The sequence below is a fragment of the Variovorax sp. P5_A3 genome (assembly GCF_056400665.1).
Genome location: NZ_JBFUKW010000008.1, coordinates 167,304 through 188,265 on the forward strand (window position 1 = coordinate 167,304; position 20,962 = coordinate 188,265).

The window sequence follows — 20,962 nt, forward strand, 5'->3', positions numbered from 1 at the left end:
ACAAAGTATTCAACTATTCGCCTCTTTTTCCACATTTCTTCGAGTTTTAGCTTGCCCGGTCGCCTATTGGGCTTTGTAGCCTGCGTTTTCGATCGCCAGGATGATGTCCTGTCGCGGGTGACCGCTCATCACGTCGACGTGGCCGGTTTCGAGGTCGACCGTGACCTGCGCTTCCGGATCGATGGTCTGTACCGCCTGCTCGACCATGCTGACGCAGTGGCCGCAGCTCATGCCCGTGACCTGGAACTTCTGGCTCATCGTGGATGCTCCTTCATGTAGACAAGGCCTCCAGTTTGAACCTTCTCACGATGTCAATGTCCAGCGAGGGGGCGCTGGGGGCAGAGGACTGACGGGCGTGTCCTCGATCAACTGGCAGAGGCGCCGCAGCGTGATGGAGCCCTGGCGCGGATCGAGTATGGCCCCGGGAATGCGAAGCCGGAAGGCGTCCTCGACGGCAAAGACCAGTTCCAGCTGATCGAGTGGCTTGAGGCCGAGGTGGGCCAGGGCCACGTCGGGTCGGAGCACCTCTCGCGGCAGGCGGAAGTCGTTCTCCAGGATGGTCGCGATAGTGTTGAAGGTCGGCGAACTCATGGTCTGGATCTCCTTGCTCCGCGGGCTGCGCTGTCGGCACGACGGTCATGAAAAAGGCCGCGCAAGCGGCCTGCTGTCGTATCCTGATCGGTCGTTTATCGCGTCGTTGTGCTGACGGCGTCCTGACCCTCGCGTGCGGTAAAAACACGTACCTTTTTTCACCTCACATCCCATGCGAATCCTCCTGGTCGAAGACGATGCCGTGCTGCGCAGCGTGATGCTGCGGAGCCTCGGGGATGCAGGCCACCGCGTCGATGTTGCTGCGAGCGTGGAGGAGGCCGACCACCTCTGGCGCGTGCAGACCTTCGATGCCGTGTTGCTCGACCTCAACCTGCCCGCGACGGCCAGCCCGACCAGCGGTCTTGCGAGCGGACTCACGGCTCTGCGCCATGCGCGCGCACGGGGCGACCGCACGCCGGTGCTCGTGCTGACGGCACGCGATCGCACGGAGGAGCGCATCGCGGGGCTGGACGCCGGTGCCGACGACTACCTGGGCAAGCCCTTCGATCTGGCCGAGGTCGAAGCCCGCCTCCGGGCACTGGTGCGGCGTGCGCAGGGCACGGAGGACATCGCCACGCTCGGGCAACTCCGGCTGGATCGCAGGGCCCGGCGCTTCGGAATCGGCGGCGTGCCGCTCGATCTTCCGGCACGCGAGTTCGAGGTGCTCTGGGAGCTGATGAGCCCACCGGGCCACACGATCAGCAAGCGGGAACTGTCGGACAAGCTTTCGACCTTCGACGAGTCGCTGGGCGACAACGCGCTGGAGGCCTTCATTTCGCGCTTGCGCAAGAAGCTGGTCGGCAGCGGCGCTGCGATCCGCACGCTGCGCGGGATCGGCTACCTGCTGGAAGCGGAAGTGTGAAGTTGCGCGCGACGGCAGGGGCCGGCGCAGGCCCGGCGCCCTCGCTGACCGCGCGTGTGCTTCGGCGCGTGCTGTTGCCGCTGGCCCTGACCTGGCTGGTCGGCACCGCGGTGGCGCTGTTCGTTGCCAGCTATTTCACCGAGCAGGCTTTCGATCGCGAGATGCTCGACGACGCCTATGCGGTTTCGGCCAATGTGCAGGCGGGCGAGCGCGACATCGAACTGCTGTTGTCGCCACGCGAAGTCAACAGCGTCCTCTTCGACCAATCGGAAACCGTGTTCTTCGCCGTGCTGCGGCCGGACGGATCATTGCTCGCCGGGCACGCGGGCCTGGAGGCGCCTGCGCCGGAAGAGGGCACGCGCTACCGGTTCTCGCGCGTCGTCTACCAAGGCAAGGAGCTGCGCGCCGTGGTGTTGAACCACGAGACACCCAACGCCTATCGCGTGGTGATCGCACAAACCACGCGCGCGCGCGCCGTACTGGTCGAGCGGCTGCTGATCTTTTCGCTGGCGCCGCAACTCGTGTTGCTGACCCTGCTTGCGGCCTGGCTGTGGCGCGGCATCGAACGCGAGCTTCGCCCACTCGGCGAACTGCGCCAGACGCTGGAACAGCGCGATGCCCACGACCTCGCGCCGGTGCCGGTGGCGCGCAGTTCACGCGAGCTCGAACAGTTGGGTGACACACTCAATGCGCTGCTGGACCGACTCGCCCAGAGTGCTTCCGCGCAGCGGGAGTTCGCGGGCAATGTCGCACATGAACTTCGCACGCCGCTCGCCGGCATTCGCGCGCTGGCCGACTACGGCCTGGCACAGCGGACGCCGGCAGTGTGGCGTGAGCAGCTGGAGCACATCGCCGCAAGCCAGGCGCGCGCCAGTCATCTGGTGGACCAGTTGCTTGCGCTCGCGCTGGCCGATGAAGGGCGCACAGGCCTTCAGCGCGAGCCGCTTCGGCTGGATCAACTGGTGCAGGAGGCGGTGCTTCGGCATCTCGCGCGCGCCGACGCGCGCGGCGTGGATCTGGGCGCCCTGGGCCTCGATGAACCCGTGACGGTGGAGGCCAATGCCGCGTTGGTCGAGGGCATCCTCGACAACCTGATCGACAACGCCCTGCGCTACGGCGGCCGCACGATCACCATCGAACTGACGGATTCCACGCTGGCCGTGGTCGATGACGGACCGGGCATACCGCCAGAGGCCCAGCGCGACCTGATGCAACGCTGGGCACAGGGCCCCGCCGGCCAAAAGCTCGGACAAGGCGCCGGCCTCGGCCTAGCGATCGTGGCCCGCTATGCAAAGCTGCTCGGCGCAGAACTCAGCTTCGCAAAGGCGTCCGACGAAGGCGGCCTGAGAGTCAGCGTAGCCTTCACCCCGAACTGAACCCACCTCTCCGTACGCAATACCAGGAACCCCGCGGAACCGGCTCGGCCGGGCCGCTGGGGTTGCCCCCGGCAGGGGGTGGCGGCCACACGAAGTGGGCAAGCCTGGGGGCGAGCCTAGAGTACAGGGTAGTCGATGTACCCGGCCTCGCCACCGCCATAGAAGGTGTTCTTGTCCCACGCGTTCAGCGGCGCCCCTTCGCGGAGACGACGCACGAGGTCGGGATTGGAGATGAACGGCTTGCCGAATGCGACCAGATCGTCGCCTTCCTTCAGTGCCTCTTCGGCCAGCGGCTTGTCATAGCCGTTGTTCACCATCCATGCACCCTTGCCGCCGGCCGCGCGATAGGCCGCCTTGAGGGCCTCGTAGTCGAAGGGGCGATCCTCGATCTCGCGCGGGCCGCCGGTCGCGCCTTCGATGACGTGGATGTAGGCAAGGCCGAGCGGGCCGAGCTGCCTCACGACGTAGTCGAACAGCGGCTGCGGATCGTCGTCGTGCACGTCGTTGGCAGGCGTGACGGGCGACAGGCGGATGCCAGTCTTGCCGCCGCCGACAGCATCGACTACGGCACGCGTCACTTCGAGCAGGAGGCGTGCACGGTTCTGGATGCTGCCGCCATAGTCGTCCGTGCGCTTGTTGCTCCCGGTCTTGAGGAACTGGTCGAGCAGGTAGCCGTTGGCTCCGTGGATCTCTACGCCGTCGAAGCCCGAGGTCTCGACCGCACTGCGCGCGGCAACCGCATAGGCATGCACGATGCCCGGCAGTTCGCTCGCATCGAGCGCGCGGGGCGCGGAGGTTTCCGTGAAGGTAGGGACGCCGTCCTTGATGAGCACGGTCTTGGTCCTGGCTGTGATCGCGGAAGGCGCGACGGGCTTGGCCCCTTCGGGCTGCAGCTCGGTGTGCGAGACGCGGCCCACGTGCCAGAGCTGCACGACGATCTTGCCGCCTTCGGCGTGCACGGCGTCGGTGACGCGCCTCCAGGCGTCGAGCTGCTCGGTGCCATAGAGTCCCGGCACGTCCGCATAGCCTTGACCCTGGTGACTGATCGCAGTGGCCTCTGTGATCAGAAGGCCGGCACTCGCGCGCTGCGCGTAGTAGGTGGCCGTGATGTCGCGCGGCACCGCATTGGGCGAGCGGTTGCGCGTGAGAGGCGCCATGACGATGCGGTTGCTCAGCTTCAGGTCGCCGGCCTGGACGGGGTCGAAGAGGGAGGACATTGTTGGTGCTGCTGGTTGATGTAAGGAACGACGGAGAGGGTAAACGGCGCACGTCAACCGCGCTGTCGCGGGGTTGTCGATTTGCTGGTAGGCGATGCCGCAGAATGGCTGCGGACCCATGACGCCGACCGCCGCCACGCTCACGCCTGCACAAGCATTGCGCCTGGCGCTCGCGTTGTCGCTGGGGGCCGCGGTGTCGCTGGGCATCACGCGCTTCTCCTATGGCCTGTTGCTGCCGCCCATGCGCGCGGACCTCGGGTGGAGCTACACGCTGGCGGGCGGGATGAACACTGGGAATGCCGCGGGGTATCTGTTCGGCGCGCTGATGATGCCGGCCTTGATGCGGCGCTTCGGGCCGGTTCGCCTGCTGGTGGGCGGTGCGGCATGGGCAAGCCTTTTCATGGTGGCGAGCGGCTTCTTCAATTCAGCGCCCGCATTGCTGATTCAGCGTCTGCTTGCCGGGCTGGCGAGTGCCTGGGTATTCGTCGCGGGCGGCTTGCTGGCGGCGCGGCTGGGCACCTTGCAGCCGTCGCGATCGGGCTTCCTGCTGGGCGTGTACTACGGCGGCACGGGGCTGGGCATCACGCTGTCGGCGCTGCTCGTGCCGGCGGTGTTGCAGGCCGCCGCGACGACACCGCACGGCTGGGCATGGGCGTGGTGGGCCCTGGCGGCGGCGAGCTTCATTGCGACGGCGGTGATGGCATTGGCGATGCGGGCGCTGCCCGAGGAAGCGCGCGCCCATGTGCCTGCGCCGTCGCCGGATGCAGCAGGGTCGACGCCGACGCCGGTGTACCGCTTCGGCTGGGCGCTCGCGGGCTACACGCTCTTCGGTGCCGGCTATATCGGCTATATGACCTTCGTGATCGCGCTCTTGCGCGAGCAGGGCGCGAGGCCGGGAGAGATCACGACGTTCTATGCCCTGCTGGGCGTCGCGTGCGTGGCATCGTCGCGGCTGTGGGCGGGGTTGCTCGATCGCTTCCGAGGCGGTGGGCCGCAGGCGGTGCTCAACGCCTTGCTCGGCGTCGCCACGATATTGCCGGTGCTCAGCCCCGCGTGGCCGATGGCGATGGCTTCGGGCCTGCTGTTCGGCGCGGTGTTCCTGTCGGTGGTGGCATCGACCACGGCACTCGTCCGCCACAACCTTCCTGCCGCGCAGTGGGCGACCGGCATCAGCGCTTTCACCATCGCCTTCGCGCTCGGCCAAATCGTCGGCCCGACCGTGACCGGCTGGATCTCCGATGGCGAAGGCGGCCTGGCCCGCGGCCTGATCGCCTCCGCAATCATGTTGTGGACCGCTGCCCTGATCGCATCACGCCAACGAGCGCTACGCGATCCGTGAAACACCGCGGAACCGGCTCCGCCGGGCCGCAGGTGTTGCCCCCTCGAAGGGGGTAGGCGGCCACACGAAGTGGGCAAGCCTGGGGGTGGGCCTATTTTTGGGGTGGGCTACTTGATCAGGCCTTCAGCCTTCATGGCCTCCTGGACCGCAGGGCGCGCGGCAACGCGTGCATGCCACGCCTTGAGGTTGGCGAATTCGGCGATGTCGACACCTGTCGGCTGCGCCCAGTTCGTGACGGTGAACAGGTAGCCGTCGGCAACCGTGAACTGCTCGCCCATCAGGTAGTCCTTGCTCGCGAGCTGGCCATCGAGCCATTCATAGCGCGACTTGAGCTTGGTCTTGAAAGTGGCCTTGGCTTCTTCGGGCATGTTCGGGTTGAACAGCGGCGAGTAGCTCTTGTGGATCTCGGTGCCGATGAAGGTCAGCCACTCCTGCAGGCGATAGCGCGACATCGTGCCATTGGCCGGCGCGAGATTCTTGCTGGGCGCCAGGTCTGCGATGTACTGCACGATCGCGGGGCCCTCTCGCAGGCGCGTTCCGTCGTCGAGCTCCAGCATGGGCACATAGCCCAGCGGATTGATGCCGTAGTAGTCGGTGCCGTCCTGCAGCTTGTGGCTCTTGGTGCTGGCCAGCATGGGTTCGAAGGCGACCCCGGCTTCACGCAGCGCGATGTGAGGGGAGAGCGAGCAGGCGCCCGGCGAGTAGTAAAGCTTCATGCGAAAACTCCAGTGAATGGCGACATGCGATTTTGCAAGCGGACGTCGATGCTAGCGGGTCCGGGGCACGCGTTTTTGTCCTACGGCTGCTCGCGCGCCGCGACTATGGGTGTCGGCGCGTCCGCTTTCTAAGCTTGCGCCGCTGTGGTGGATGGACCCATCGCCAGGAGTCGTTCATGTTGAAGTACGCCATCATCTTTGCCGTCGTCTCATTGATTGCCGGCGCGCTGGGCTTTGGCGGCGTTGCCGCGGGTGCGGCGGGTATTGCCAAGGTGCTGTTCGGTCTGTTCCTGATCCTTGCCGTGGCCTTTCTCGTGCTCGCAGCGTTGGGGGTGGGCGCAGTGAAGAAGGCGTTGGACTGACGATGGCAACGTCCCCGATGCGTGGCCGGGCGTGCGGCCCCTGGTGGTGCTGTTGCAGAGCCCCGCGCACCGCGTCATGCGGGTGCTCCACGTGACGCAATCTCGTTGGCAATTGCCTGTACGGCGCGAGCGCGCGCAATCCTGATTCATTCAACCCATCCAGTGGAGGCTGTGCCGCAGGTGCAGGGAGGATCATGCATTTTTCACACGTCGAAGCGGTGCTCGAGTACGAAGTCTCCGCACCCTCGCACTTGTTGCTCAACATCGAGGCGGCGCGCAGTGGCGCGCAGGCGCTGATCAGCGAGGATCTGGTGATCGAGCCCGCGGTCGAGATGCAGGCCTTCTGCGATGAGGGCAATGGCAATCGATTCATTCGCTTCGATGCCACGCCGGGGCTACTGAAGATTCGCTACAGGGCCAGCGTCCGGCGCGCGCACGTGGAGGTGCCGACCGATCTGCAGGAAGTGCCGGTGAACGAGGTGCCCAACGAAATCCTGCACTACATGATGCCGACGCGCTATTGCGAGTCGGACCTGATGTCGCGCTGTGCGCAGCAGTTGTTCGGCGACCTGCCGCCCGGGATCGGACGCGTGCAAGCGATCGTCGACTGGATTCACGAGAGCATCACGTACGAGCCGGGAAGCAGCGACTCGACCACAACGGCGTGCGAAGTGTTCGTCGAGCGTGCCGGCGTATGTCGCGATTTCGCGCACCTGGGCATCACGTTCTGCCGCGCACTCAATATTCCGGCGCGGCTGGTAGTGGGCTACGTCTGGTTCGATGAGCCGCCGCAGGATTTCCACGCCGTCTTCGAAGCCTGGCTGGGCGGGCAATGGGTGCTGTTCGACGCAACGCGCATGGCGCCGGTCGACCGCCTCGTGCGCGTGGGCACGGGGCGCGATGCGAAGGACGTCGCGTTCTGCACGATCTTCGGTCCGGTCACCATGACGGGCAAGACCTTGGCGGTGCGCGAACTCCAGGACGAAGGCGCGGCGGTGCAGGCGGAACCGGAGCCGAGCGGCCTGCTCGTCGGCATCGAAAAGCCCGTCCCTGTGATGCCGCACGATGCCGGGGACAAGGGGCAAGCTGCGGCACATGTCGTTGCCGTAGAGAGCTGAGGCTCGTCATGCTATCGAAATGATAGCACCAGATCGAGATTGGACGCCGGCCTCCGCGGGCTTTGCGAGTTCGGACCGCATGTCCCCAAAGGAGGCACGAAGCCGCTGCGGCGATTAAAATTGGCGCCCCTTTCCGCAGCGCACGCGACAGTGCGCCACTCCCATGCTCTATCCCGAAGAATTCGATGTCATCGTCGTCGGTGGCGGCCACGCCGGCACCGAAGCCGCGCTGGCTTCTGCCCGAATGGGCGCCCGCACCTTGCTGCTCACCCACAACATCGAAACCCTGGGGCAGATGAGCTGCAATCCGTCGATCGGCGGCATCGGCAAAGGTCATCTTGTCAAAGAAGTCGACGCGCTGGGCGGCGCGATGGCCATCGCGACGGATGAGGGCGGGATCCAGTTTCGTATCCTCAACTCGAGCAAGGGACCGGCTGTGCGGGCGACACGCGCACAAGCGGACCGCGTGCTTTACAAGGCCGCAATCCGCCGGCGGCTGGAGAACCAGCCCAATCTGTCGTTGTTCCAACAGGCTGTCGACGACTTGATGATCGAGGGCGACCGGGTGGTCGGTGCCGTCACGCAGGTGGGTATTGCATTTCGTGCGCGCGCCGTCGTGTTGACTGCCGGGACATTCCTTGATGGCCGCATCCATGTCGGACTTGACAACTACCAAGCCGGACGCGCGGGCGACCCGCCTGCGGTCAGCCTGTCGGCGCGGCTCAAGGAACTCAAGCTGCCGCAGGGGCGGTTGAAGACGGGGACCCCGCCGAGGCTCGACGGCCGAAGCATCGACTTTTCGAAATGCACCGAGCAACCAGGTGACGGAATGCCCGGCGGAGCCGGGCCGATGCCCGTATTCAGCTTCATGGGGCGGGCCGACATGCATCCGCAGCAGATGCCCTGTTGGATCACCAACACCAATGCGCGAACGCACGAGATCATCCGGTCCGGCTTCGATCGCAGCCCGATGTTCACCGGGAAGATCGACGGCGTCGGGCCGCGCTATTGCCCGAGCGTCGAAGACAAGATCAATCGGTTCGCGGACAAGGAAAGCCATCAGATCTTCCTGGAACCGGAAGGGTTGACCACGAACGAGTACTACCCGAACGGGATCTCGACCAGCCTGCCATTCGACATCCAATATCAGTTGGTCCGCTCCATGGCGGGATTGGAGAACGCACACATCTTGCGGCCGGGCTACGCAATCGAGTATGACTACTTCGATCCGCGCGAACTCAAGAGCAATTTCGAGACGCGTGCCATTCAGGGCCTTTTCTTCGCCGGTCAGATCAATGGCACGACCGGGTACGAGGAAGCGGCGGCTCAAGGGCTTTTCGCCGGCATCAATGCTGCGCTGCAGTGCAGGGGAGAGGCGGCTTGGCTGCCCCGTCGCGACGAGGCCTACTTGGGAGTGCTGGTCGACGACCTGATCACGAAGGGCGTGACCGAGCCTTATCGCATGTTCACGAGCCGGGCCGAGTTCCGCTTGCAGCTGCGCGAGGACAATGCAGACATGAGACTCACGGAAGCGGGGCGCAAGCTGGGTTTGGTCGACGACGCGCGTTGGGATGCTTTCTCGCGGAAGCGGGATGCTGTTTCACGTGAAACACAACGCCTTCGTTCCATCTGGGTGAATCCGCGGAATCTGCCGGCCGCCGAATCGGAGCGCGTCCTGGGCAAGGCCATCGACCACGAATACAACCTGGGCGATCTGCTGCGCCGGCCCAATGTGAGCTACGAGTCGTTGATGTCGCTGGACGGCGGGAAATACAGTTCGGGCGAGGCTCTTTGTGAATCTGAGATCGAGCAGATCGAGATCGCGGCCAAGTACTCGGGCTATATCGATCGTCAGCACGACGAGGTCGAGCGGGCCGCGCATTTTGAGAATCTCAGGTTGCCCGTGGATCTGGACTACGGTCAGGTGAAGGCATTGAGCTTCGAGGTGCGACAAAAGCTCACCAAGCACCGTCCCGAAACGCTTGGCATGGCTTCGCGAATCTCTGGTGTGACGCCGGCCGCCATCTCGCTGTTGATGATTCATCTGCGCAAGGGCGGTCACCGCGCATTCGTCCGTGACGCGGCGCCCGAGCCCCATGCCGCAGAATGAGCCAGGAACAACAATTGCGCGATGGCGCTGGGGAGCTTGGCATCGAGTTGACCGGCCAACAAAGCGAACAGCTTTTGGCGTACGGCGCGCTCATCCTGAAGTGGAACAAGGTTTACAACCTGACCGCACTTCGAGACCCTGCAAGTGTCCTGACCCATCATCTGCTCGATAGCCTCTCAATCATTGCACCTCTTCGGCGAGAGCGGGTAGATGGGGCCAGGCTTCTGGACGTCGGCGCCGGCGCCGGCCTGCCAGGCGTGGTAATCGCGATTCTTCGGAGTGATATCGACGTGACCTGTCTGGATGCAGTGGCCAAGAAGGCTGCATTCGTCCAGCAAGTCGCGTCCGAACTAAATCTGCGCAACCTCCATGGGCTGCACGCCCGCGTGGAGACATTGACCGGAAGCTACGACATCATCAGCTCCCGGGCCTTTGCGTCGCTGCCGGATTTCGTTGCTGGATCGTCGCATCTGCTGGCGCCGACTGGTCTCTGGCTCGCCATGAAGGGCAGGGCGCCCGACGACGAAATCACCCAGTTGTCGGCCGGGATCCAGGTGTTTCACGTGGAACAATTGTCCGTTCCGGGCCTGGATGCCGAGCGCTGCGTGGTCTGGATGCGAAAACCCGCCGCCTGACAGGCGTTCGCCGCGTCGACCTCGCTTAGACTCGACGCACTCCCTTCTGAGGCAATTCTTCATGTTCGGCATCGCTGACTACGGCGCGTTCGTCGCGGCCATCATCCTTTTTCTTGCGATTCCCGGACCGGGAAATCTGGCCTTGATCACATCGACCAGCAAGGGCGGAATTCGCGGCGGACTGGCCGCGACCATCGGCGTGATTGCCGGCGACCAAGTGCTGATGTGGGCAGCAGTCGCGGGCGTAGCAACGCTCCTGACCGCCTACCCTGCGGCGTTCAGCGCTGTCCAGTGGCTGGGTGCTGCTTACCTGGCATGGCTCGGCTTCAAGATGTTGCGTGCCAAGCCGGGAACCGCCCCCATCCTCAACATCAAGCCGCGTCAATATCTCCGCCAGGCCTTGACGATCACGCTTCTGAATCCGAAGGCCATCGTCTTCTATATGGCGTTCTTCCCGCTATTCGTCGACCCAGCCCGTCACCAGGGCCTCACGACTTTCGCCGTCATGGCGCTGACAATAGCGGTCCTGACCTTCCTTTACGGGTTCACCGCCACCTTGCTGACGCACTTCCTGGCCGAACGCATGCGCGCCAACCCACGCATCTCGGGGACGCTCAACAAGCTGGCGGGGGTCTTCCTGATCGCTTTCGGCGTCAAGCTGGCGATTTCCAGGTGAGCATGAAAAGCCCGCAAGCCTGCGTTTCCCCGTCCGCCCTCGAAAAGGGCATCTGACCATGGCAAAGATCTTCTGCATTGCGAATCAGAAGGGCGGTGTCGGCAAGACCACGACCACGGTCAATCTCGCTGCCGGCCTGGCGAAAGTTGGCCAACGCGTCCTCATGATCGACCTGGATCCGCAGGGCAACGCGACTATGGGCTCCGGCATCGACAAGCGCCAGCTCGAAACGACGGTGTATGACGTGCTGCTCGAATCGGCCTCCGTGGCCGAGGCGCGAGTGAACGCCGAGAAATGCGGCTACGACGTCCTGGGCGCCAATCGCGAACTCGCCGGTGCCGAAATCGAAATGGTCGCCCTCGACCGTCGCGAAAAGCGACTCCGGACTGCGCTGGCAGGCGTCGGCGCCGAGTATGACTTCATCCTGATCGACTGCCCGCCGAGCCTGAGCCTGCTCACGCTCAACGGGCTGTGCGCCGCACATGGCGTGATCGTGCCGATGCAGTGCGAGTACTTCGCCCTCGAAGGGCTGACCGACCTGGTCAACACGATCAAGCAGGTCCACGCCAACCTCAACAAGAACCTGCAGATCATCGGCCTGCTGCGCGTGATGTTCGATCCGCGTATCACGCTGCAGCAGCAGGTCAGCGAGCAACTCAAGGCGCATTTCGGCGACAAGGTCTTCGACACGGTGATCCCGCGCAACGTGCGACTGGCGGAAGCTCCCAGCTACGGACTACCGGGCGTGGTGTTCGACCCACCGGCCAAGGGCAGCCTGGCCTTCGTGGCTTTCGCTCAGGAACTGGTCGAGAAAATGCCTCCAGCAAGCGCGTTGGCGGCGGAGGCATCTGCGCCGGCGCCCGTGCCCATGGATCCGCCGCCGGTGGCAGTCCAGATTCCCGACGGTCCCTGAGGCCGTCGGCTCGGTCCATTTCCTCATTTCACCAGAGATGCCCGTCACCAAAATCCTGCTGCTTCCCGGTTGGCAGAACAGCGACCCGGATCATTGGCAGAGCCGGTGGGAAGCGATCTACGGTGATCACCGCGTCGAGCAACACGACTGGATGCGTCCCTTGCGCGGCGACTGGTCGGCCCGTCTCGAAGAAGAGATCCTCGCGGCGTCGGGACCGGTCGCCTTGGTGGCGCACAGTCTCGGATGCATCCTCGTTGCCGCATGGGCTGCCCATTCGCGAAACGCAGACAAGGTGCGCGCCGCGCTGCTGGTCGCTCCCGGCGACCTGGAGCGCGACGACGTCCGCCAGATGATTCCCGGCTGGGCACCTATCGTCCGCCAACCGTTGCCGTTCCCGACCTTGCTGATCGCCGCTCAGGACGATCCCTACTGCGACGCGGTCCGCTCCCGGCAAATGGCCCGCGACTGGGGCGCACGCTATCTCGATGCGGGCATGCGCGGCCACATCAACAGCGAATCCGGCCTGGGCGATTGGCCCGAAGGGCGCGCGCTATTGAACGACCTTTTGAAAGAAGACTGATCTCCATGGTCACCAAAAAACCCAAGGGCCTCGGCCGCGGACTCGAAGCCCTGCTCGGGCCGACCTTCAACGGGCCGGACAACGCGACGACTGAAGACACGCCGCCGCCCAACCCCACAACGCTGAACCTCGACCAGATGGTGCCCGGCGTCTATCAGCCCCGGACACGCATGGACGAGGGGGCGCTGTATGAGCTCGCGGAGAGCATCAAGGCGCAGGGCATCATGCAGCCGATCCTGGTCCGGCGCCTGGACGCGGAAGCTGCGCGAACCAAGAACGCCGAATTCGAGATCATTGCGGGCGAGCGGCGCTTCCGTGCGGCAAGCCTGGCAGGGCTCGAGAGCGTGCCCGTGCTGGTACGGGACGTGCCGAACGAGGCCGCCGCTGCCATGTCATTGATCGAGAACATCCAGCGCGAAGACCTCAATCCACTGGAGGAAGCCCAAGGCCTGCAACGCCTGGTAGCCGAGTTTGGGCTCACTCACGAATCGGCAGCGCAGGCGGTGGGCCGCTCGCGAAGTGCTGCCAGCAATCTGCTCCGACTGCTGAACCTCGCCGAACCGGCGCAGGCGATGCTCATGGCCGGCGACATCGACATGGGCCACGCCCGTGCACTGTTGTCGCTCGACAAGGGTACGCAGATCACGGCGGCGAACCAGATCGCCGCCAAGAAGCTGTCGGTGCGCGAGGCGGAAGCGCTGGTCAAGAAGCTGGCGGCCGAGTTCAGTCTCACGCCATCAACTCGCCGCGGCGTGGCCGAGAAATCGCGCGACCTTCTCCGCGTGGAAGAAGAGCTCGCCGACCTCCTCGCGGCCGAGGTCGAGGTTCGCATCAAGAAGCGCAGCCGTCGCGGTGGCCGCATCGAGGAGAGCGGCGAACTCGCGATTCATTTCGGGTCGCTCGATGCTCTCAACGGACTGATCGACCGCATCCGCCAAACGGCATAGCTCGCGCGCGTCTGATCCCTGGCTTTCCGGGCGATTGATTCATCCGGTTACTTCAGCATATTCTCTGGTTCAGTTTTTAACCAGAAAGTACTAAGAGGGATCCGGCCATGGACAACACGAGACTTTCGCTCGCGGCCTTCGCCTTGGGCGCCATCTTCCTGACCGGTTGCGAAACCACGGACATGCAGATGGGCAGCCAGAGCGCGAAGACGGTGGCGACCGGCAGCGCGGCGGGCAGCGCATCGGCCAACACGAACACCGCGCTCGAGAAATGCGCAACGCCGCTCGGCACGGTGTCCCTGGTCGAGAACCAGTCGGCCGGCTGGTACACCATCCTGCGCAACGAGTACAAGCTGCCGCCCACGGCCAACTTGCTGCGCCTGCTGGTGCAGCAATCGAACTGCTTCGTGGTGGTCGAGCGGGGCGCGGCCGGCATGAACGCCATGTCGCGCGAGCGCCAGCTGATGCAGTCCGGCGAGATGCGCCAGGGCAGCAACTTCGGCGCCGGTCAGATGGTCGCCTCCGACTACGGACTGTCGCCGGAGATCGTCTTCAGCAACCAGAACGCCGGCGGCATGGGAGGGGCGCTGGGTGGGCTGGTGGGCGGTCGCTACAGCGGCGTGGTCTCCGCAGTCGGCGGGAGCATGCAGACCAAGGAGGCGAGCGCGATGCTCACGCTCGTCGACAACCGTTCCGGCGTCCAGGTCTCGGCGTCGGAAGGCAGCGCGTCCAAGACCGATTTCGGCGCCTTCGGCTCGGTCTTCGGCGGAAGCGGCGCGGCAGGGCTCGGCGGCTACACCAACACGGCGGAAGGCAAGATCATCAGCGCGGCGTTCATGGACGCGTTCAACCAGATGGTCATCGCCCTGCGCAACTACAAGGCGCAGACCGTGCAAGGGCAGGGCCTCGGCGGGGGCGGGCGCCTGGGTGTCGATGGCGGGGCGGCGCCCTCGCAAACCTCGGCACCGGCCGCAAAGCGCACGGGCAACGGAAGCAGCACGAAAAAATAAGGCATCGCTCAGGGCGTGCGAAAGCCCGGCGGCTCTTTCGAGCCCCGGGCTTTTGTCTTGGTCGGCGGCGGTTGCTACAGACTGAAGATCTTGCCGGGATTCATGATGTTCTTCGGATCGAGCGCGCGCTTGATCGTCCGCATCATGTCGACCGCCCCCACGCCGGCTTCGGTCACCAGGAAGCCCATCTTGTGCAGGCCGACCCCATGCTCGCCCGTGCAGGTTCCTTCGAGGGCGAGCGCGCGCGACACCAGTGCGTGATTCAGCTTCTCGGCCGTCACGCGTTCTTCAGGCGCGTTGGGGTCGAGCAGATAGCCGAAATGGAAGTTGCCGTCGCCCACGTGGCCGACGAGGAAGTAGGGGATGCCGCTGGCATCGGCCTCCGCCACCGATTCGAGCAGGCAATCGGCCAGGCGCGAAATCGGCACGCAGGTGTCGGTCGAAATCACGCGACAGCCGGGGCGCGATTGCACCGCGGCGAAATAGCTGTTGTGCCGCGCGGTCCACAGGCGCGTCCGCTCTTCAGGCGTGCTGGCCCATTCGAAGGCATTGCCGCCGTGGCCACTCGCCAGCTCCTGCACGGTCTCGGCCTGCTCCTTCACGCCGGCCGGCGAACCGTGGAACTCCATCAGCAACATCGGTTCCTCGCGCAGGCCCAGCCTGGAATAGGCGTTGACCATGCGCACGGAGTTCTTGTCGATCAGTTCCACGCGCGCGATGGGCACGCCGAGCTGGATGATCTCGATGGTGGTGCGCACGGCGGCCTCGATGCTGGGGAAGGAGCAGATCGCCGCCGACACCGCCTCCGGAAGCGGGTAGATGCGCAGGGTGATCTCGGTGATCACGCCCAGCGTGCCTTCGCTTCCGACGAGCAGCCGCGTGAGGTCGTAGCCCGCCGACGACTTCTTCGCGCGCGTTCCGGTGCGGATCACTTCTCCGCTGGCGGTGACCACTTCGAGCGCGAGGACGTTCTCGCGCATCGTGCCGTAGCGAACGGCGTTCGTGCCGCTCGCGCGCGTCGCCGCCATGCCGCCGAGCGAGGCGTCGGCACCGGGATCGATCGGGAAGAACAAGCCCGTGCTCTTGATCTCCTCGTTCAGTTGCTTGCGCGTGACGCCGGGTTGCACCGTCACGGTCAGGTCATCGGCATTGACGGACAGCACCCGGTTCATGCGGCTCACATCGATGCTGATCCCGCCCTGTACGGCCAGCAGATGCCCTTCGAGCGAGGAGCCGACGCCGAAGGGGATCACCGGCACGCTGTAGTCGCTCGCGAGCCTGACGGCATCGGCCACATCCTGAGTGCTCTCGGCAAAGATCACGGCCGAGGGCGGCGGTGCATCGAAGGACGACTCATCGCGACCGTGCTGCGAGCGCACTGCCAGCGCGGTGGAGCATTGATCGCCGAAGCGGGACTTCAGGGCCTCGATCAGTGCATCCGGCACCTCGCGCAACGCGATCTCCGGCGTGAGATGGGAAAGAGCGGCGGGGGCGTTCATCGAGACGATCTCCTGAAGGGTCTAACATTCTACGAACCGCATTCCCAAAAGCTACAAAAGACACCCCATGGGCAATCGACTCACACAGATCGCGACGCGCACCGGCGACGACGGCACCACCGGCCTCGGCGACAACACCCGCGTGCCCAAGGACCACCTGCGCGTGCACGCGATGGGGGATGTCGACGAACTCAATTCGAACATCGGCGTGCTGCTTTGCGAGCCGATGCCGGCCGCCGTGCGCGAGCTCCTGGTCGACGTTCAACACCAGCTCTTCAACCTGGGAGGCGAGTTGTCGATGCCCGGCTTCACCCTGCTCAAGGCGGAGGCGCTGCTTCAACTGGACAACGCGCTCGCCGAACACAACGCCGCATTGCCGCGCCTGGCCGAGTTCATCCTCCCGGCAGGTACGCGCGCGGCCTCGCTCGCGCATGTGTGCCGCACCGTGGCCCGGAGGGCGGAGCGCGCTGTTGTCGCGCTGGGTGCAAATGAAGAAATCAACGACGCGCCGCGCCGCTACCTCAATCGCCTGAGCGATCTGCTCTTCGTGCTGGCGCGCGTGCTCAATCGCGTCGACGGTGGTGATGATGTGTACTGGAAGAGCGAACGCATGGCGCGAGCCGCTGCTGACGAGCCGGCCCCTGGCAACACACCCTGACCCCGCCAGGGTCCGCCCCGGCTTTACCTGGCTTCACCTTGCGCGTACATGCGCAGGGCGAGCGCGATACATGCGCATCCCACACTGGACTCCTCATCAACGCAGAAGGAGTTCCAGAATGAACAAGTCAAAGAGCATGGCCGTTGCCGCCGCAGCGCTCGCGATGTGCATGGCGGGCAGTGCCTTCGCGCAGGAGCCCCGTTTCGACCGCGGTCCCGATCGCAATGATCGCCAAGAGCAGCAATACCACCGCGACGACGGCCGGAACAACGGCGTCTACCAGCGTCACCAGGACTTCCGTCCCGGCCCACAATACAGCCGCCCGGCCTATCCGAACCCGCACGTGGAATGGCGCAGGGGCGGCCGCGTTCCCGGCGAATACCGCGGCCGGACCTATGTCGTCAACGATTGGCGCGGCCACCGCCTCTATCAGCCGCCGCGCGGTTACCAGTGGGTCGGTGTGGGCGGCGACTTCGTGCTGGCCGCCGTCGCCACCGGCCTGATCGCGCAGATCATCGCCGGGCAGTGATCAGCGGCTTCAGGCCGCAGTGGAGGGCGCCATCTGAGCGCACACGTTGCGCCCGGTGATCGTGAGGCGCAGCCCGCCGCCGTGCCATTCGAGCCAGTTGAGTCTCACGTAGGCATCGATGTCGTTGTCGTCGATCTGGTCGGCCTGATGCTGCTGCAGGTGACCGACCGTGGCGGGCAGGCCCTGCCGCAGTCGTTCACGGTCCGCAGCTTCGGCAGCCGCCTTGGGGGACACACGCGTCTGGGAATTCGATGCCATGGCTGATTCGATCTGATCGCTGAGGAAATCGCACCAATGTACGCTTCCTGCGAACTTCGTCACGGACCTTTTCCACGTTCTGTCGCAGGGCAAACACTGACACGCGTCTCCCAGGCGACCTACTTGGGCTGTTTCAGCAGCTTGCTGACCTCGTCCACGTTGTCCTGAATGCGGCGGCGCACCACGTCGAAAGCCTCGGCCTGCGACTTCGCCGCCATCTCCGACAGTTCCCGGATGTCATCGAGCGCCTGCTTGAATGCGGCCTTGCCCATGGCATCGAGCTTGGCAAGGCCCTCGCGCGGATCGGTGCCCTTCATACCCTTCATCGTGCCTTGCCATTCCTCGATCGAGGTCTTGAGCATCTCGGTCTGGCGCTGGACCACGGCCTGCAGACCCTGGTAGGACTTCTCGTTGGCCTGCACGAGTGCCTGCAGGTCCTTGCGCCCACTCTCGACGATCGCGCCTGCGGCGCCCGCCAGCGGGAGGTTCTGCAGCCGTTCCGCCATGCCCTTCAGCGGCTTGACGAACGCTTCCTGCACGTCTTCCACGCTCGGGCCGCCCATGGGCCGGGCTTTCTTGGCGGCGGTGGTGCTCGATTTGCTGGTTGCCATGGTGCGATGTCTCCAGTTTGGTGTTGGGACTTGGACGATACGCCCACACCGTGGTCGGATGGAAGCCCCGGTGCGGGAACTTGAGGTTTCGCACGCATGTGCTAAATTCCGCGCCATGGACGCAAAGACCCAGAAAAGCGAACTGACCCGTGCCGCCATCGTCGGTGCGGCGATGGATGTCGCCTCGGCAGAGGGCCTGGAGGCCATCACGCTGCAGGCGGTCGCCGGTCGCCTGGGCCTGTCCAAGAGCGGGGTCTTCTCACGCGTGGGCTCGCGCGAGGCCCTGCAGAAGGCGGTCATCGAGGAATATGGGCGCCGCTTCCTCGCCGACGTGTTCGTCCCCGCCATGCAGAAGCCGAAAGGCCTGGCGCGCCTGAACGACATCGTCGAGCGCTGGATCGCCCGCATGCGCGATGTCGAGATCGAGACCGGCTGTATCTACACCGCTGGCGCCTTCGAACTCGACGACCGTGAGGGCGAACTGCGCGACCACCTCTTGGCCGAAGTGTCGCGCTGGCGAGCCGCGCTACGGCGTACCGTGACCCAGGCCGTCGAGACCGGCGAACTCAAGCCCGACACCGATCCGGCCCAGCTGGTCGGTGAAATCTACGGCCTCGTGATCGGGTTGCTGCACGACGCGCGTTTCCTGCGCGACCCGCGAGCGGCGGACCGCGCCGCGCTGACCTGGCAGCGGCTGCTTGCCAGCTACAAGGCCTGAGCTTCAGGTTCGACGTCATTCGTTTTTGGCACGTACAGATTTCGCACGATCGTGCGATAAATAGGAGAAATACCATGATGATTGCCGCTCTCTTTCTCGGCGCCTGCGGGCTCGCAATGGGCACGCGGGCTCTTGTCGTAACGCTGCGCCGTCTTCCCGGAAGCAATGAGGACTCGGTCTGGTACTGAGGGAGCCGTCATGACCACCTCCGCCTCCAACACGGCGCCCGGCGCCGCTTCCAGTTACTACGGCGCGAGTCCGTGGGTCCGCACCTTGCGCCTGGGGCTCAGCGCCTCACAGCGCATCTGGCCGACGCTCGGCGTTCGCGCCGCCTACCGGCTCTTCGGCACACCCTTGCCGCCCAAATGGCTGAATCGGCGCCACGGCCCCGACGCGCACTGGCACCGCGAAGCCTGGTCGTACGAGAACGCCAGCATCGGCATCTACACGCCAGCGGTCGTTCCCATGGAAGCGCCGCAGGTGCTGCTGGTGCACGGCTGGGGTGGCCATGCGGGCCAGATGCTGCCGCTCGCCAGGGCAATGGCGGCCTCGGGCTTCACGCCGGTGCTGGTCGAGATGCCCGCCCATGGCCGCAGCGCCGGGACGGTGAGCAACCTGCCGCAGTTCGCTCGTGCGATCGACTACGTGGCCGCGCGCCTGGTTCAGCGGGGAGGCACGGTCAAGGCCGTGGTCGCCCACTCGCTGGGCGCGAATGCGCTGGCCTATGCGGCCAGCCGTGGCTTACCGGTCGAGCGGCTGGTCCTCGTGGCGCCGCCGGCGTCGCCGCATGAATTCACGCGCTACTTCGCGCAGGTGTTCGGACTCAGCGAAGGCACGCGGGCCGCCATGCAGCGACTGATCGAAGCGCGGGAAGCGATCTTGATGCCGCTCCTGGAGCCGGCAGCGGTGGGTCCGCGCATCGGCCTGCGGACCCTGGTGGTTCACGACCGCGAAGACCGGGTGAACCGTTTCGAGGACGGTGTGGCGTACCGCGACGCCATCCCTGGCGCGCAACTCGTCGCCACGCAAGGCCTGGGGCACCGTCGCATCCTGAAGGAAGCGGCAGTCGTGAAGGCCGTGGCCACGTTCGTCACGCAGCCCTGAAAAAGGGCGCTCAGCGCGCCGCGAGCGCCGCGTCGGGCAGTTCGATCTTGACCTCAAGCACTTCGAGATCGTCCTGCTTCTCGAGGTGCACCTTGATGTCCTCGGCCTTGATCGACACGTACTTCGAGATCACCGCGATCAGCTCGCGCTGCAATTCCGGCAGGTAGTCGGGGCGTTTGCTGCCGAGGCTGCTGCGTTCGTGCGCGAGGATGATCTGCAGCCGTTCCTTGGCGACGCTGGCAGTCTTCTTCTTCTCGCCGAGCAAAAAGGAAAAGAGGGACATTGGCTACCTCGTTCCGAAGATTCGTTTGAAGAAGCCGGGCTTCTCGGCATCGACGAAGCGCATGGGCTTCTCTTCGCCGAGGAAACGTGCCACCACGTCGGTGTAGGCCTGGGCCACGTCGGTGTCCTTGTCGTGGATCGCCGGCACGCCCTGGTTGGAGGCCTGCAGCACGCTTTCGGATTCGGGGATCACCCCGATCAGCTTGATGCGAAGGATGTCCTGGATGTCCTCCAGCGACAGCATCTGCCCGCCCGCCACGCGGTTGGGGTTGTAGCGCGTGATCAGCAGGTGTTCCTTGATCGGCTCGCCGCCTTCCTTCGCGCGCTTGGTCTTGGAGCTCAGCATGCCCAGGATGCGGTCGGAGTCGCGCACCGACGACACCTCGGGGTTGGTCACGATCAGCGCCTCGTCGGCGAAGTGCATCGCCATCAGCGCGCCGGTTTCGATGCCGGCGGGCGAATCGCACACGATGTAGTCGAAGCCCTGGTCGGCGAGCTCCTTCAGGATCTTCTCGACGCCCTCCTGGGTCAGCGCATCCTTGTCGCGCGTCTGCGAGGCGGCCAGCACGAACAGGTTGTCGCACTGCTTGTCCTTGATGAGCGCCTGGCTCAGGTTGGCCTCGCCCTGGATCACGTTGATGAGGTCGTACACCACGCGCCGCTCGCAACCCATGATCAGGTCCAGGTTGCGCAGTCCCACGTCGAAATCGATCACGGCCGTCTTCTTGCCCGCGAGCGCGAGCCCCGATGCAAAGCTCGCGCTCGTGGTCGTCTTGCCGACGCCGCCCTTGCCCGAGGTCACCACCACAATTTTGGCCATTGCCATTCCTTCTTATGTTCGTTCGTTTCAG

At 65.1% G+C, this 20,962-nt stretch carries 25 protein-coding genes; 16 read left to right on the plus strand and 9 right to left on the minus strand.

The genetic code is table 11. The annotated features are described in order from the left end of the window. Positions 1-63 precede the first annotated feature (63 nt). Positions 64-258 carry a heavy-metal-associated domain-containing protein gene (locus tag AC1D3B_RS14355; protein ID WP_435517153.1) on the minus strand — a complete coding sequence of 65 codons (195 nt, stop codon included), beginning with the start codon at positions 256-258 and terminating at the stop codon, positions 64-66. Between the two features lie 45 nt (positions 259-303). Beyond that, a complete protein-coding gene (locus tag AC1D3B_RS14360) occupies positions 304-591 on the minus strand; it encodes an acyl carrier protein (RefSeq protein ID WP_478191336.1) in 288 nt (95 codons plus the stop codon). A gap of 172 nt (positions 592-763) precedes the next feature. Here AC1D3B_RS14360 and AC1D3B_RS14365 point away from each other — a divergent pair, with 172 nt between their 5' ends. Continuing rightward, on the plus strand, positions 764-1,453 hold the full coding sequence (locus AC1D3B_RS14365; RefSeq protein WP_478191337.1) for a response regulator transcription factor: 690 nt from the start codon (positions 764-766) through the stop codon (positions 1,451-1,453). A 2-nt stretch (positions 1,454-1,455) separates the two neighbouring features. Then, positions 1,456-2,829 carry a sensor histidine kinase gene (locus tag AC1D3B_RS14370; protein ID WP_478191597.1) on the plus strand — a complete coding sequence of 458 codons (1,374 nt, stop codon included), beginning with the start codon at positions 1,456-1,458 and terminating at the stop codon, positions 2,827-2,829. 116 nt (positions 2,830-2,945) lie between these two features. Here the strand turns inward: AC1D3B_RS14370 and AC1D3B_RS14375 are convergent, their stop codons facing one another. Next, a complete protein-coding gene (locus tag AC1D3B_RS14375; RefSeq protein ID WP_478191338.1) occupies positions 2,946-4,046 on the minus strand; it encodes an alkene reductase in 1,101 nt (366 codons plus the stop codon). 118 nt (positions 4,047-4,164) lie between these two features. On the opposite strand from AC1D3B_RS14375, the gene AC1D3B_RS14380 reads away from it, so the two are divergent. Continuing rightward, complete coding sequence (locus AC1D3B_RS14380) at positions 4,165-5,385, plus strand: YbfB/YjiJ family MFS transporter (protein WP_478191339.1); 1,221 nt, start codon at positions 4,165-4,167, stop codon at positions 5,383-5,385. Positions 5,386-5,492: 107 nt separating this feature from the next. Here AC1D3B_RS14380 and gstA read toward each other — a convergent pair whose 3' ends face one another. After that, the gene (gene gstA / locus AC1D3B_RS14385) at positions 5,493-6,101 is read right to left on the minus strand and encodes a glutathione transferase GstA (RefSeq protein WP_478191340.1); all 609 of its coding nucleotides are present in this window, start codon (positions 6,099-6,101) and stop codon (positions 5,493-5,495) included. A 176-nt stretch (positions 6,102-6,277) separates the two neighbouring features. Here gstA and AC1D3B_RS14390 point away from each other — a divergent pair, with 176 nt between their 5' ends. The 9 genes from AC1D3B_RS14390 to AC1D3B_RS14430 all read left to right on the plus strand — a co-directional run bounded on the left by AC1D3B_RS14390 (position 6,278) and on the right by AC1D3B_RS14430 (position 14,452). Continuing rightward, positions 6,278-6,463: a DUF1328 family protein gene (locus AC1D3B_RS14390; RefSeq protein ID WP_478191341.1), complete on the plus strand. Its 186-nt coding sequence runs from the start codon at positions 6,278-6,280 to the stop codon at positions 6,461-6,463. A 194-nt stretch (positions 6,464-6,657) separates the two neighbouring features. Next, on the plus strand, positions 6,658-7,581 hold the full coding sequence (locus AC1D3B_RS14395) for a transglutaminase-like domain-containing protein (protein ID WP_478191342.1): 924 nt from the start codon (positions 6,658-6,660) through the stop codon (positions 7,579-7,581). A gap of 163 nt (positions 7,582-7,744) precedes the next feature. Beyond that, positions 7,745-9,691, plus strand: a complete 1,947-nt coding sequence (mnmG, locus tag AC1D3B_RS14400; RefSeq protein WP_478191343.1) for a tRNA uridine-5-carboxymethylaminomethyl(34) synthesis enzyme MnmG — start codon at positions 7,745-7,747, stop codon at positions 9,689-9,691. Continuing rightward, a complete protein-coding gene (gene rsmG, locus AC1D3B_RS14405; RefSeq protein WP_478191344.1) occupies positions 9,688-10,326 on the plus strand; it encodes a 16S rRNA (guanine(527)-N(7))-methyltransferase RsmG in 639 nt (212 codons plus the stop codon). Before mnmG ends, rsmG begins: the two co-directional genes overlap by 4 nt. Positions 10,327-10,387: 61 nt before the next feature. Beyond that, a complete protein-coding gene (locus AC1D3B_RS14410; protein WP_478191345.1) occupies positions 10,388-11,002 on the plus strand; it encodes a LysE family transporter in 615 nt (204 codons plus the stop codon). Between the two features lie 58 nt (positions 11,003-11,060). Next, positions 11,061-11,915: a ParA family protein gene (locus AC1D3B_RS14415; RefSeq protein ID WP_478191346.1), complete on the plus strand. Its 855-nt coding sequence runs from the start codon at positions 11,061-11,063 to the stop codon at positions 11,913-11,915. Positions 11,916-11,952: 37 nt separating this feature from the next. After that, on the plus strand, positions 11,953-12,495 hold the full coding sequence (locus AC1D3B_RS14420; protein ID WP_478191347.1) for an RBBP9/YdeN family alpha/beta hydrolase: 543 nt from the start codon (positions 11,953-11,955) through the stop codon (positions 12,493-12,495). Between the two features lie 5 nt (positions 12,496-12,500). Beyond that, positions 12,501-13,442: a ParB/RepB/Spo0J family partition protein gene (locus tag AC1D3B_RS14425; protein ID WP_478191348.1), complete on the plus strand. Its 942-nt coding sequence runs from the start codon at positions 12,501-12,503 to the stop codon at positions 13,440-13,442. Between the two features lie 107 nt (positions 13,443-13,549). Then, positions 13,550-14,452 (plus strand): CsgG/HfaB family protein, encoded by a 903-nt coding sequence (locus AC1D3B_RS14430; protein ID WP_478191349.1) that lies wholly within the window; start codon positions 13,550-13,552, stop codon positions 14,450-14,452. A gap of 74 nt (positions 14,453-14,526) precedes the next feature. On the opposite strand, the gene AC1D3B_RS14435 is transcribed toward AC1D3B_RS14430, so the two are convergent. Continuing rightward, positions 14,527-15,951: an FAD-binding oxidoreductase gene (locus AC1D3B_RS14435; protein ID WP_478191350.1), complete on the minus strand. Its 1,425-nt coding sequence runs from the start codon at positions 15,949-15,951 to the stop codon at positions 14,527-14,529. A gap of 67 nt (positions 15,952-16,018) precedes the next feature. Between AC1D3B_RS14435 and AC1D3B_RS14440 the strand changes: the two genes are divergently transcribed. Together AC1D3B_RS14440 and AC1D3B_RS14445 are read left to right on the plus strand one after the other, a co-directional pair. Beyond that, on the plus strand, positions 16,019-16,609 hold the full coding sequence (locus AC1D3B_RS14440) for a cob(I)yrinic acid a,c-diamide adenosyltransferase (RefSeq protein WP_478191351.1): 591 nt from the start codon (positions 16,019-16,021) through the stop codon (positions 16,607-16,609). Positions 16,610-16,727: 118 nt separating this feature from the next. After that, a complete protein-coding gene (locus tag AC1D3B_RS14445) occupies positions 16,728-17,138 on the plus strand; it encodes an RcnB family protein (protein ID WP_478191352.1) in 411 nt (136 codons plus the stop codon). Between the two features lie 9 nt (positions 17,139-17,147). Here the strand turns inward: AC1D3B_RS14445 and AC1D3B_RS14450 are convergent, their stop codons facing one another. Then, positions 17,148-17,396, minus strand: a complete 249-nt coding sequence (locus AC1D3B_RS14450; RefSeq protein WP_028249804.1) for a hypothetical protein — start codon at positions 17,394-17,396, stop codon at positions 17,148-17,150. Between the two features lie 119 nt (positions 17,397-17,515). Beyond that, positions 17,516-18,007, minus strand: a complete 492-nt coding sequence (gene phaP, locus AC1D3B_RS14455) for a TIGR01841 family phasin (RefSeq protein WP_478191353.1) — start codon at positions 18,005-18,007, stop codon at positions 17,516-17,518. Positions 18,008-18,122: 115 nt separating this feature from the next. Between phaP and AC1D3B_RS14460 the strand changes: the two genes are divergently transcribed. Together AC1D3B_RS14460 and AC1D3B_RS14465 are read left to right on the plus strand one after the other, a co-directional pair. Continuing rightward, positions 18,123-18,725: a TetR/AcrR family transcriptional regulator gene (locus tag AC1D3B_RS14460; protein WP_478191354.1), complete on the plus strand. Its 603-nt coding sequence runs from the start codon at positions 18,123-18,125 to the stop codon at positions 18,723-18,725. 198 nt (positions 18,726-18,923) lie between these two features. Continuing rightward, positions 18,924-19,829 (plus strand): alpha/beta hydrolase, encoded by a 906-nt coding sequence (locus tag AC1D3B_RS14465; RefSeq protein ID WP_478191355.1) that lies wholly within the window; start codon positions 18,924-18,926, stop codon positions 19,827-19,829. Positions 19,830-19,839: 10 nt separating this feature from the next. On the opposite strand, the gene minE is transcribed toward AC1D3B_RS14465, so the two are convergent. After that, a complete protein-coding gene (gene minE, locus AC1D3B_RS14470) occupies positions 19,840-20,112 on the minus strand; it encodes a cell division topological specificity factor MinE (protein WP_478191356.1) in 273 nt (90 codons plus the stop codon). A 3-nt stretch (positions 20,113-20,115) separates the two neighbouring features. Next, the gene (gene minD, locus AC1D3B_RS14475) at positions 20,116-20,931 is read right to left on the minus strand and encodes a septum site-determining protein MinD (protein WP_478191357.1); all 816 of its coding nucleotides are present in this window, start codon (positions 20,929-20,931) and stop codon (positions 20,116-20,118) included. Positions 20,932-20,962: the final 31 nt, after the last annotated feature.